Genomic DNA, 12,514 nt, shown 5'->3' on the forward strand with positions numbered 1-12,514 from the left:
CAGACGCCGCGCAACATCCCCGTGGCCGGATCGAAAAAACCTCAGGCTGTTAACGCTTCGGAAATTCCCGTTAGGGCATTGTTGTTGACACGACGAACTTTCAGAAAGCAGGCATAGAACCGGCACCGCGACCTCCGCCGGTTGCAGGGGAGACATCGCCGTGAATGCAGTCCAACCGCCGCCCAGCGCCCAGGACGAACACGCGGAATCGCCCTGCACTGGCCCCACCTGTGACTGCACCGGCGCCGCCAAGGCGGCGGATTGCCAATCCTCCTGCCATCTGAACGACGCGGCCTTCCGGGACCGCGCGAAGGAAATCCTGTTCAGCGGACGGGTCATCACTGCCGGAGCGGTGCATCTGATCGGTCTGGAGGACATCCGGGCCCAGCTCGGCGACCGCTGGGAGCGGGTAAAGGAGCGGGTCCAGATCTACACCACCCGCCTGCTCGAAAAGATGCTCTCTCCTCACGACGTGTGGTTCCGGCACGGCGAGGCCCAATTCATCATCGTGTTCGCCCACGCGGACATACAGGCGGCCCAGCTGATCTGCGGGAAGATCGTCGAAGACCTTCATCAGGCCTTGCTGGGACACAGCGACACCAGCCAGATCATCGTCAAGACCGCGCTGGTGGAAATCGACGGCAGCGTCGCGGTCGGCAGCGCACGGTTGGACGACTTGCTGCTCCACGCGGCCTACCCTTCGGAACGACCGTCCGCCAAGCCGCAGCCCGGGAAGCGGTTCGAGGAGAGGCAGCGCCTGTCTCTGACGGATTTCGCGCTCGGGAACGGTGAGCCGCCGCCGCGGCCCAAGGTGCTGTTCCGCCCGGTCTACGATGTGCGAAACAAGGTGATCTCCACCTACACCTGCCGGCCGGATCTCCACACCTGCCGGCACATCAACCAGATCACCGCGGATGACGTCCTGCAGGAGGAGGCCATCTTCGATTACGACATGGAGACCCTGTGCCATGCCGTCCGCACCTACAATGAGCTGTACAAGAACAAATTCCGTTACGCCCAGACCATCCCCGTCCATTTCGAGACCCTCGCCTCGGTGCGGCGGCGGCGGGAGTATCTCCAGTCCTGCCGGATGATCCCCAATTGCCTGATCCCCTTCCTGGCCTTCGAGCTGGAAGGATTGCCGCAAGGCATTCCAAACGGCCGGCTGGCCGAGATGGTCACCATGCTGCGCCCCTTCGGCCGCGCCACCATCATTATCCTGAGGGAGGAAACCCCCGACATCGCGGTTTACGCCAACGCCGGCGTCAAGGGCGTCGGGCTGGCCATGGATTTCCGGGACGGCGATCAGCGCTGCATCGACAAGATCAACGCCTTCTGCCCCATCCCACGCAAACACGGTCTGTTCGCCTATCTGGACGGCATCCGCAACATCGAACAGTTTCAGGCGGCGATCGAAGCCGGGGCGGCCTATGTCAGCGGGCCCGTGGTCGGCAAGGATTCCGACGTTCCCGAACACATGCGGCGCTGCACCGAAAAGCAGATGCTGATGAGGGCCAGAGTCAAGGCACGGCGCTAGCCGGCATAGGCACGTTCGGAAAAGGACGCTTCTTTTCGCATAGACCGTCTGCAAAGGCCGGCCCCACGCTTTCGTTAACGCATTAGCAAGTGCGAAAGGATCATGCTGTTTGTGCAGTCGATCCATTCAAGTTCGCACCCATTCCAGGGCTGCCCTGCCTTTGGGTTCGCGCTCCCCACAACCGGAAAGGGAAGCTCGGCCATGGTCACACACCATCCCTCCGGTCCGGACAACGCCCCACCGAAACACGACGACGGCCTCATCCCGTCCTTGGCTCCGTCCTCCACCCAATCGATCGACGAGTCCTTCAAGGAACGCGCCCGGCAGATTCTGACGCACAGCCAGACGGTCACCGCGGGGTCCGTCCACCTGATCGGCCTCGATGAGATCCGGAATGAGCTGGGCGACCGCTGGGGAAGCGTAAACGAGCGGGTGCACGTCTACACCGAGCGCATGCTCAAGAAGGTGCTGTCGCCGCGCGACGTCTGGTTCCGCTATGGCGAGAACCACTACATCATCGTCTTCGCCCAGGCCGACCGGAAGGCGGCGCAACTGACCTGCAGCAAGGTGATGGAAAGCCTGCACCAAGCGCTGCTGGGCCACGCCGACACGCGGCGCATCACCGTCAAGACCGCGGTGGTCGATGTCGGCGGCGGGGTCGCCCTGGACACCGCGCGGCTGGCCGACCTGCTCAAGGACGCCGTCCACAAGCCGGAAGGCGCCGCGCCGGCTTCTCCCGCGGCGGCGGACGGCGCCATTCCGGCGGCGGAGGCGCGGCACCCGCACTGGACCGAGATGCCGACGGACACCATCACGCCGCAGAGCCGGCCCAAGGTGCTGTTCCGTCCGGTCTTCGACGTGAAGCACAAGGTGGTGTCGACCTACTGCTGCCGCACCGATGCGGACACGGCCCGCTATCTGAACCTGATGGACTCCTTCGACCCGGAGCGCGAGGAGACCGTCTTCGACCTCGACATGGAGACGCTGAGCCTCGCGGTCAGCACCTACAACGAGCTGTACGCCAACAAATTCCGCTACGCCCAGACCATCCCCGTCCATTTCGGCACGCTCGCCTCCAGCCGGCGGCGGCGTGAATACATCCAGGCCTGCCGGATGATCCCGCGCGTGCTGATGCCCTTCCTGGCCTTCGAGCTGGACGGGCTGCCGGCCGGCGTTCCCTATGGGCGGCTGGCGGAGATCGTGGCGATGCTGCGCCCCTTCGCCCGCGCCGCCATGGTCATCCTGCACGACGACGCGGGCGACCTGTCGGTCTACGCCACCGCCGGCGTCAAGGGGGTCGGACTGCGGCTGGACGGGCGGGAGGACGAGCCGCACATCCTGGAGCGGGTGCAGACCTTCTGCCCCGGACCGCGCAAGTTCGGCATGTTCGCCTACGTGGACGGCATCCGAAACCCGGTGGAGCTGGAAGCGGCGGAGGCCGCGGGCGCCGCCTATCTGAGCGGCCCCATCATCGGCGAGGACTCGGAGGTGCCGGAGCACATGAAGCGCTGCACCGAACGCCAGCTCCTCCAGCGGTCGCGGCGGCGGCGCCACCACGACACGCCCTGGGGGTGAGCAGGCGGGGCTAAGCGGGCGGGCACCCGCCGTCGGCGCGACCTTTTGTGTTCAAGCCCGCCCATCTGTGCGAAAAGACGGGCCTACCGATTGGTTGACCGCCCCTCTTTTCCGGCCCTCCATGCCCCCGACCGCACCCCGAACCGCCCTGCTCTCCCGCCCCCGCATCGCCCTGCTGATCCTGCTGGCCATCGCGCTGGCGCTTCCGACTGTCGCCGACTGGATGGGGGAGCCCTTCTACGTGCGGCTGGCGACGCGCATCCTGGTCTTCGCCCTGGCGGCGGTCAGCCTCGACCTGATCCTGGGCTTCGGCGGGATGGTCAGCTTCGGCCACGCCGCCTTCGTCGGGATCGGCGGTTATGCCGTGGGCATCCTGTTCGCCCACCAGTCGGACGGATCGACGCTGTTCGGCTTTCCCGGCACGGTGAACGGGCTGATCGTCTGGCCGCTGGCCATGCTGGCCGGGGCGCTGGCGGCGCTGCCGGTGGGGGCGATCTCGCTGCGTACCACCGGCGTGCCCTTCATCATGATCACGCTGGCCTTCGCCCAGATGCTCTTCTATCTGATGACCGGTTTGAAGGCCTATGGCGGGGACGACGGCATCGCGCTGTGGAGCCGCTCCACCCTGCCCGCCCCGCTGAACATCACCGACCACACCACCTTCTATTACGTGGTGCTCGGGCTTCTGGTGGCGGCCTTGGCGCTGGGCTGGCGGCTGGTCAACTCCCGCTTCGGGCGGGTGATCCGCGGCGCCAAGGACAACGAGCGGCGGATGGCCGCCCTCGGCTACCCGGTCACCCGCTACAAGCTCGTCGCCTTCGTCATCGCCGGGGCGCTGGCCGGGCTGGCCGGGGCGCTGCTCGCCAACGCCACCATGTTCGTCGGGCCGCAGTATCTGCATTGGAGCCGCTCGGGCGACCTGATCGTGATGGTCGTGCTGGGCGGCATCGGCACGCTGATCGGCCCGGTGCTGGGTGCCGCCGCCCTCCTGCTGCTGGAGGAGTTCGTGCCGGAGCTGATGGACCTTGCCCACGCCGGGCTGGGCGAGCATTGGAAGATCGTGCTGGGGCCGGTGCTGATCCTTCTGGTGCTGTATGCCCGCAAAGGATTGTGGGGCGTCGTCGCGGGGAGGCGCCCATGAGCCGCCCGCTATCGAGCCCCCCCCTTCTGAGCACCGATTCGCTGGTCAAGCGCTTCGGCGGGCTGGCCGCCACCGACGGCCTCTCGCTGTCCGTCGCGGAGGGGGAGCTGCACGCCCTGATCGGCCCGAACGGAGCGGGCAAGACCACCCTGATCGGCCAGCTGTCGGGGGAACTGACCCCCGATTCTGGAACCATCCTGTTCGACGGGCGCGACGTGACCCGCCTGCCCGTGCACAAGCGGGCGCAGCGCGGGCTGGCGCGCAGCTTCCAGATCACCTCGATCTTCCCCAGCTTCACCGCGCTCGACAACGTGGCGCTGGCGGTGCAGGCCCACGCCGGGCACAGCTTCCGCTTCTGGCGCGACGCCGGGTGCGACCGGCGGCTGGCCGACCCCGCCCGCTCCGTGCTGGAACGGGTCGGGCTGGGCGACCGGGCCGACACCCGCGCCGACGCGCTGGCCCATGGCGAGAAGCGGCAGCTTGAGCTGGCGATGGCTCTGGCGACCGGGCCGCGGCTGCTGCTGCTCGACGAGCCGATGGCCGGCATGGGGCCGGAGGACTCGGCCCGCATGGTCGAACTGCTGCGGGAGCTGAAGGGCGGCGTGACGATCCTGCTGGTGGAGCACGACATGGACGCCGTCTTCGCGCTGGCCGACCGCATCACCGTTCTGGTGCGCGGCAAGGACCTCGCTAGCGGTACCCCGGAGCAGATCCGCAACGACCCGGCGGTGCGCGAGGCCTATCTCGGCGACGAGCTGGAGGTGGCCTGATGCTGCGCGTCGCCAACCTGACCGCCGCCTACGGCTCCAGCCAGGCGCTGTTCGGCATGGAGCTGTCCGTCGACGCCGGCGAGGCGGTGACCCTGATGGGCCGCAACGGCATGGGCAAGACGACGACCATCAAGGCCATCATGGGCCTCGTGGCGCCGACCGGCGGCTCCATCGCCTTCGAGGGCACGGAGATCGCCGGCCGCCCGCCGCACCGCATCGCGCGGGCCGGCATCGCTCTGGTGCCGGAGGGGCGGCAGGTCTTCCCCACCCTGACCGTGCGCGAGAACCTGATCGCCACCGCCGCCAACCGCTTCGGGCGGTCCGATCCCTGGACGGTGGAGCGCGTGCACGCCCTGTTCCCCCGGCTGGCCGAGCGCGCCGGCAACCTCGCCCGCAACCTGTCGGGCGGGGAGCAGCAGATGCTCGCCGTCGGGCGCGCCCTGATGACCAACCCCAAGCTGCTGATCCTCGACGAGGCGACGGAGGGGCTGGCCCCGCTGGTCCGCCAGGAGATCTGGGACTGCCTCGCCCGCCTGAAGGATGAGGGGCAGGCAATCTTGGTGGTGGACAAGAACGTGCACGCCCTCGCCGCCCTGGCCGACCGCCATCACGTCATCGAGAAGGGGCGGCTGGTGTGGTCCGGCAGTTCCGCCGCCCTGCTCGCCGACCCCACGTTGAAGGAGCGCTATCTTGGCGTCTGACCCCCTGTTTTCCGGCATGACCGCCGCCGAGATCGACCGCCAGTACAATTTCCGCAAGCTGGTGCCGGAGCACCCGGCCTATTTCGCCCGCTGGCAGGCGGAGAGCGAGGCGGTGCGCGCCCGGCTCGGCGGGCGCTATGACATTCCCACCGGCCCGCACCCGCGCCAGCGCGCCGACGTCTTCCCGGCCGGAGAGGGCGCGCCGGTGCTGGTCTTCATCCATGGCGGCTACTGGCGGGCCCTGTCGAAGGACCTGCATTCCTTCATCGCCGCGCCCTATGTGGAGCGCGGGGTGGCGGTCGTCCTGCTCGGCTACGGCCTGTGCCCGGACGTGACGATGGACGAGTTGTGCGGCCACGCCCAGGCCGGGCTGGACTGGGTGATCGCCAACGCGGCCAGCTTCGGCGGCGTTCCCCGGCGGGTAGTGGTGTCCGGCCATTCGGCAGGCGGCCACCTGACGGCCAAGCTCGTCTCGGAGAATCGCGACCGCGTGGCCGGCGGCATCCCGATCAGCGGCCTTTACGACCTGGAACCGATGCTCGGCTTCGAGGTGAACGAGCAGCTGCGGCTCAATCCCGACTCGGCGCGACGGCTGAGCCCGATCCACGCCGTTCCCGCCCCGGCCCCGCTGCTGATGCCGGCGCTGGGCGGCCTTGAGACCGACGCCATGCACCGCCAGCAGGCCGACTACGCCCTGGCCTGGGCCGCGCAGGGCAACGCGGTGCGGGAGATCGTGGAGCCGGGCGCCGACCATTTCAGCGTGGTCGACCGCTTCGCCGAACCGGGCAGCCTGCTGTTCGAGGCGGCGCTGGCGATGCTCAAGGACAGCTGAGAGACGCCCCAGGCCTGAAACGAAAAAAGCCTTCCCGGTTGGGAAGGCTTCTTCGTTGTCGGTTTCAGGCTTGGATGGGAGTGAGGCAGAGGGACGGGCTCGATTTGGCACCTATATTTGGGAGCACGGGCCGGCATTATGTGGGAACGATCCGTGAAATCAGCCTATGTGTGAGAGGAGTTCGTTGTATCTTCCACCGAGGGCGGCTTGGCAAAGGCGCTCTTCGGATCGACCCCGGCGAGCAGTTGATCGAGCAGCTGGTCCGGGATGCTGGGCTGTTTGCGTCGTGCCATACAGGGCCTCCTTCGGTCCCTCGGTTATGGCCCGTACACGGAATTCCTCACAGTCCCTATCTGGCCCGCTGCTGGGCGCCGCGGGGCGGCGACCTGCGCATCCCGGCACCCGGGTTGGCGCGCCGCCGGGCTGCTCGGGGCCTGGAACGCGGTAAGCCGGCAGAGGTTGGTGCATACCAGCGCCACCAAACACTCAAGCGACTTCATCGCGCTACTCGTATGGGCCGACAAAAATGTCTGCACGTAAATAGTATGTAACCGATTGATATTTATCGTAATTGCGATTCGGCTCAGCGGAAAAGTTTGCGCATGTTGTGCTTGACTCCGAGTTTAGATTGTCGTATGCAAACAAGTTTTCCCATGTAAGTATATTATACTTGTGCGAGTAAATTGCGCTCATGCGGAGAGCGTAGCTAGAAATCTCCATCGCGCTGCAGTGCAGTCAGATGGTGAGGAATGTGCTTTCGTATCCACACTCTCGTAGCTTCTCGATCAAGAGAAGCGCCTCTGGCAATGTCTTTTCTTTCTGCTTTACGATTGTATCGAGCAGGATGGCGAATTCCTGATCCAGTCTCGTGGCAAACACACCTGGGTCATCGGTATTTACGGATATACGAGCGCGTCCTTCGGTCATCTTCAGGATGTTGAAGGCAGGATGCTCCTGCATGTTTTTCACCGCGCCGGTGGTCATGTTGCTGGTTGGGTTGATTTCCAGGCAAATTCCCCGTTCATACATTTTCTCACAGACCACCTTTTGGGCATGAGCGATCCGAGGCGCTTGTGCGTTCAGGACGGCAATGGATTTGCTGCCGGCTATACTGTCTCGCTTTCTCTGAACCTCCCGGTTCCACGTTTCGTGGGCGAAGAGGTGGACCGGGTCGTCCATGCTTCCCTGCCCCTCGGGTGTAGGACGCGGCGGCAAGTGCGTGCGTTCGTCGGCAAGGAGTTCCAGCACGCTGACCGGGATCACCTTTCCATAGATTGCCTGGCTCAGCTTGCAGATCTCTCGATCGATGTCGGCGAGATCCGCGGGAGGTAGCGCGCCCGCAACCAGCAGCGTCTTGCGCAGCCAAACCAGATCGTCGAGCAGCACACCTTGGGGCATCTGAATGCGCGAGTGGTTTCTTGCCAGCCACATCGGCGTGTCGAGGCCCAGCGCCAGCCCATGTCCGATGCGGTCACGCTGCTCCAGCAGATGGGTAACCAGCAGGTCAATGTGTCGGAGGCCTGTGACGACGTGGAAAAAATCCTCTCCGGCATGGTAGGTCTGACCGAGGCGGGGCAACGTGAAGGAGTGGACGTGCAGGCCACGGTCCGATAGCCGGCTCCAGTGCTCCGGAACGATTCTTTCTGCGCTGTCTGGAGTCGCAAGCGGTCCGACGTCGCCGCGCAGCAGCCGCAGGAACGGAATGAAGATGTCTGGGGCGCAGCCCCGTTCGAGGTTCGCGACATCCAAGCCGACGATCGAGGACGCCAAAGCTGGGTGCTTGTGACGAAAGAGGTGGAGGATGGCAGTCTTGCGGTCCAGGTCGGCCCGCAGACTGCCAAAATGGCCAAGATTAGTAGATCGAGCCTTGGGATTGCGGATGAAGTGGACGACGAAGCCGATGTCGTACGGCCCATCCAAACCGTTCCGTACCTGCTTCCAGTTCCGCATGTACTGGAACCATTTGACGGCTTTATCCTTGGGAGCGATCCTCAACTCGAGGCGTCTGGTCGAGGGGCATTCCAGGGCGAGATCGGCCAGTCGGCGCATTCTCTGGCGGAGAGCCCGCGGCGCCTTGACGGCGCGTTTCTCGCTCAGGGGTTCAGCGCGGTCGAGGTATTCGCGGAAGCGCGACAATCCGGCACCGGAGCCTGGAAACTGCTGCTGCTCGGACAGGAAGATGCTCTTCGCGACGAGGTATTGATCGAAGCCCTTCTCGAAATCCTGGTTTTCGTCCCCGTGGAGACGATTGTATCCTGCGAGTAGGCGCTGCCAGGAATGCATGAGAAACCAGCGTTCCTGATACAGATGCTCGGCCGAACTGGCGGTTCGGGATGCCTTGGGAACGTCGAGGCTTTCCCGCCAGTGCCGAAGTGTGCGCCGCCGGAACGTCATGGCATCCTGGATGAGATCCCGTTCCCACAGCCGGTTCGACAGGCGCTCGCCGTTGCTCCGGATCTCCTCCAATTTGGCGTCATTGTAGCGCGGAACCGCTTCGAGTCGGACGTCCTCAGCCATGAGCCTCGCCCACAGCACCGGAACGGGATCGCTCGCCTCGAAGTGCACGTGGGTGTCGGCCAGCCCGCGGGCGCAGATCGTGCTCAAGTCGGGGTCCCAGATGCCGGGAAACACTCGCCACTTGGAAAGCGCCTGCAGGGACTTGTCAATGTTGCAGGGGGCGGGAGACTGCCCCAACAGGTTCAGCGTCACCAAGGCGTCATGGTCCAACCGCGCCATTGCCGACCGCCAGTTCGCCAGCGACGGGCGTGCGATCCGCGGCTCGCAGGAATAGACCTTGACGTCGATGTCGCCGCTGGTCAGCACTGCGCTCCACCAGTCGGTCAACCGCCGGTGCTTGGCGAAGAAGTCCTCGACAGCAACCTCGATTACCTCCTGATGACGCTCCGGGTTGCGGTGCAGGAGATGGTTGGCGAAGTGCCTGGCCATCTCCAACGGCCCGGGAAGCTCGACGGTTCCCCACGAGAGCCGTGCGCGCCATCGGATCAACTCGATCGCGAGATCAAGCCGGCTTATCCCCAACAAGCTGCTCATGGATCTTTCCTGCCGGGACGCGGCCGATGTCGAGGAAACGGGCAATCAGATCGACTTTTTCCGTGAGCGACGCATCCGCGGCGATCGTGGTTTTCAGCCTCTCGAACTCGGCGAGTTGGTCTTTGAGCCATTCCGCCGTGTCGGTTAGGTCAGCGGCAATGGCGTCCAGGTGGAAGGTTGCGTCCGGAAAGTTCCAGGTCAGCAGGTCTTCCGGTTGCAGCATATCCTCCGGCTGGGTGGGGTAAACATCCTTGCCTTCGGGTCTGCCCCACGCGCGGACCTTGATGTTCGCCATGGTCTGAACAAGTGGCGGCTTTTCGCTGGGTGCGCGCAACTGCGTCAGCTTGTCTGCGGCCGCAATCATCAGCTTACGAACGGATGTCCACACCGAGACGGCGGTGTCGTCATCGAGCGGCCCGTCGCCGATCCAGAACAACCCGCGCGCGATTGGGACTAGGCTCCAGACGTGCAGAATGAACGTGCGGGGACTGCGATCCTGCACTGATTCTGCCAGATTAACCAGCATCTTAAGCCGGCATTGGGAGCGATTGCCGGGAGAGGGGCTCAGTGAAATGCCGATCGGCAATGTTGTTTGTGGGTAGTGAATTGCTTTGAAGTCGTTTCCTAGACGGGCCAAGTGGGCCGAGAGAACCCACATAACGACGAGGAAGTGCCTCTGCCTTTCAGCTTCCGCTGCGTTCCGTATCAGGTCCCGGGCGAACTGAGAAAAGCTTAGAGCAATATCACCGAGGGCAGCGAGATCGCGCCAAATGTCGCCAATGTCCGCGTGGCCGCGAGAAAGTTGGCTGTCAATCTTGACGCACAGCGCGTCCCAGGTGGATATCCCATCTCCTTTCACATGTGAGAAGACCCATGCATGCTGCATGAATGTCGTTGTGACGTCCCGGTAGCGGATTCCGTCTTGTAATAATTCGAAAGGTACCGTTTCGCGCGCTTTCCCTCGTGCAATGGCCTTCTCGACCGTGTTCCACCTTGAGAATGCCAAAACATCGGTGCGGTTTATTTCCTCAAACGGCTTACTAAGATCTGGGTGGTAGATGTACTTGCTCTCCGAGGACACCTCCAGCATCAGGCTGTCGAGGTAACGGAGCTGAAACACGTAGAGGCAGGACCAGGGGAGAAATGACCGCTGGTAGTATCCAGCGATTCCGTATCGTGCTTCAGGGAGGTCGTTCCGCCTCTCCGGTGGCAGTATCCTGGCAAAATGGGCTGGGATCCAATGTGAAAGGGCTTCTACACCCCTGGCATCCAACTGGTTGCCGCCAATATGGACATCGAGCCAATAGTCACAGACGCTTTGGGAGTACGTCCCTCCCGGCATGTATTGTTTCGTATCGTCGGCGAGCCAGCCGCTTACCATTTGTTCGGCCAGAATGGCTTCGCCGATGTGGTCAGTTTCCTTCATGGCGGCGCGCAAGTCGCGTGCCTTGTGATAACCGAGCAGAAGCGTTGGTAAGGGTTTGTGGTCAGCGCGCGGAAACAGATCGCCGGTGCGGCGGTATTGGTCGTAGAAGACTCCATCGAGGAAGCTGACCAAACCTCGAACCGAGTCCACGAATAGCGCGCTGTGCTCCGACGTGGCAAACCACCATTCCAGGGCCAATCGTAGGCTTTCGGCAGCCCTCTCCGGCTCGGTATGAGTCTTGGCAGCCAGCGCATGGGCAACGAACTGGCTGACAAAGATTTCCGTTAGGGTTCGCTCCTTGGGAAGGGATTCGAGGTGGGAGCGGTCCGGTATCGACAAGCGGTGCCGGCGGCTCGGCGGGAGCGTTTTGTCGATTTCCGCCAGCACAACATCGGTTGTGTCACTCCACAGACTGAATAAGCGTCCCGCCCGAGCGTCGATGGGCTCGGCCTGATCGAGGACGCGGAGGGCTTTGATGAGGTCTGGGTTCTTGCTGAATCGCTGCCGGGCTATCTCACGGGATAGGCGCCCGACATCCGCGGCTATAATGGTGACGACCCGCGGGTGCGCAAGGTACTGCCGGACATCGTTGAGAATTCTGTCTCCACCATACGGAGCCAAGTCCGTATCGTCGAATACCAGGACGAGCAACTCGCAATTGACCACTTCGAGCAGAGCGTCGACGAAACCGTGCCACGCCTCAATGCGCTGGTAGGCGTAGATGTTGTAGGTAGCCCGGTTGCGGGCGTAGTCCTTGAAGTCCAGAGCGTCGTTGACGAGAGCCGTCTGCCCCTGGCTGTGAGCGAACGTCCAGCCGACATGGACCTCGTCCCTGAGCTCGTTCAGGGTCGCCTGCAACTCCTTTTGCCGTCGGCTGTCGCCATGCTCCGCGTCGAGTCGGCGCAGGAGTTCATCCTCGATTTCGGCCAGAACGGCCTCCATCGGCATCTCATGCTCGAGCATGCTGCTGGGGATGATGATGGGTTGCACGAGAGCGGTGCGGCGGGTGGTCTCGATCTCAAGCGTTTCGAACCCGAGCTTCACCACTCCCGGATCCCGGTCCGTCTGATTCGGCAAGCCGCGGAGCGTCAATGCGTTGAGAATTTCCTTGATCTTCAGAAGCGTGGTCGTCTTGCCACTGCCGCGTTCACCGTCAATCACCAACACGTTGTGGGGCTGTTGATGGCGCCCGTTGCGCCGACGCCATCGTGGGCTGATGCGGTCCCCATTCGCGTCCTTGTAGAATTTCGTTTCTTCCTTCCCAGCCTGACGGTGATGCCGGACCGCCTGCGCCTGGACTCCCAGCACAACGCGTTCCACAGCCTGCTGCTGTTCGGGATAAAGGTCCGCAAGTTCCTGTTGCGGCAGCGCTGCCTTCGACAGCTCACTGAGCCGTTCGATCCATTTTTTGTCGGCCGAAGGCATGCGGTGCCCCTCTCGCTTTTGATGCGGCGAGAGAATACCCGCGGAACGGGTTCAAT

8 protein-coding genes are annotated in these 12,514 nt (G+C 63.9%); 6 read left to right on the plus strand and 2 right to left on the minus strand.

Translation table 11 applies throughout. The features are described from left to right. Positions 1–160 precede the first annotated feature (160 nt). The 6 genes from H1Q64_RS02230 (at position 161) to H1Q64_RS02255 (ending at position 6,556) form a co-directional block, all read left to right on the plus strand. Positions 161–1,537 carry a hypothetical protein gene (locus H1Q64_RS02230; RefSeq protein WP_237904207.1) on the plus strand — a complete coding sequence of 459 codons (1,377 nt, stop codon included), beginning with the start codon at positions 161–163 and terminating at the stop codon, positions 1,535–1,537. A gap of 201 nt (positions 1,538–1,738) precedes the next feature. Next, complete coding sequence (locus H1Q64_RS02235; protein WP_237904208.1) at positions 1,739–3,112, plus strand: hypothetical protein; 1,374 nt, start codon at positions 1,739–1,741, stop codon at positions 3,110–3,112. A gap of 121 nt (positions 3,113–3,233) precedes the next feature. Beyond that, a complete protein-coding gene (locus H1Q64_RS02240) occupies positions 3,234–4,253 on the plus strand; it encodes a branched-chain amino acid ABC transporter permease (protein ID WP_237904209.1) in 1,020 nt (339 codons plus the stop codon). After that, positions 4,250–5,023, plus strand: coding sequence for an ABC transporter ATP-binding protein (locus H1Q64_RS02245; RefSeq protein ID WP_237904210.1), 774 nt, complete (start codon positions 4,250–4,252; stop codon positions 5,021–5,023). The genes H1Q64_RS02240 and H1Q64_RS02245 overlap by 4 nt, the downstream gene beginning before the upstream one ends. Next, entirely contained in the window at positions 5,023–5,724 is a 702-nt protein-coding gene (locus H1Q64_RS02250; protein WP_237904211.1) for an ABC transporter ATP-binding protein, read from the plus strand. The genes H1Q64_RS02245 and H1Q64_RS02250 overlap by 1 nt, the downstream gene beginning before the upstream one ends. Further along, a complete protein-coding gene (locus H1Q64_RS02255; protein ID WP_237904212.1) occupies positions 5,714–6,556 on the plus strand; it encodes an alpha/beta hydrolase in 843 nt (280 codons plus the stop codon). Before H1Q64_RS02250 ends, H1Q64_RS02255 begins: the two co-directional genes overlap by 11 nt. A gap of 735 nt (positions 6,557–7,291) precedes the next feature. Here H1Q64_RS02255 and H1Q64_RS02260 read toward each other — a convergent pair. After that, entirely contained in the window at positions 7,292–9,607 is a 2,316-nt protein-coding gene (locus H1Q64_RS02260; RefSeq protein ID WP_237904213.1) for a hypothetical protein, read from the minus strand. After that, positions 9,576–12,458 (minus strand): hypothetical protein, encoded by a 2,883-nt coding sequence (locus H1Q64_RS02265; protein ID WP_237904214.1) that lies wholly within the window; start codon positions 12,456–12,458, stop codon positions 9,576–9,578. The genes H1Q64_RS02260 and H1Q64_RS02265 overlap by 32 nt, the downstream gene beginning before the upstream one ends. Between the last annotated feature and the right edge of the window lie 56 nt (positions 12,459–12,514).

This window comes from Azospirillum brasilense (assembly GCF_022023855.1).
GTDB classification, from domain to species: domain Bacteria; phylum Pseudomonadota; class Alphaproteobacteria; order Azospirillales; family Azospirillaceae; genus Azospirillum; species Azospirillum brasilense_F.

Excerpts from the sequence above, each read along its gene's own strand:
- H1Q64_RS02235 (WP_237904208.1), top strand. The coding sequence starts at position 1,739 with ATGGTCACACACCATCCCTCCGGTCCGGACAACGCCCCACCGAAACAC.
- H1Q64_RS02240 (WP_237904209.1), top strand. The coding sequence starts at position 3,234 with ATGCCCCCGACCGCACCCCGAACCGCCCTGCTCTCCCGCCCCCGCATC.
- H1Q64_RS02245 (WP_237904210.1), top strand. The coding sequence starts at position 4,250 with ATGAGCCGCCCGCTATCGAGCCCCCCCCTTCTGAGCACCGATTCGCTG.
- H1Q64_RS02250 (WP_237904211.1), top strand. The coding sequence starts at position 5,023 with ATGCTGCGCGTCGCCAACCTGACCGCCGCCTACGGCTCCAGCCAGGCG.
- H1Q64_RS02260 (WP_237904213.1), bottom strand. The coding sequence starts at position 9,607 with ATGAGCAGCTTGTTGGGGATAAGCCGGCTTGATCTCGCGATCGAGTTG.
- H1Q64_RS02265 (WP_237904214.1), bottom strand. The coding sequence starts at position 12,458 with ATGCCTTCGGCCGACAAAAAATGGATCGAACGGCTCAGTGAGCTGTCG.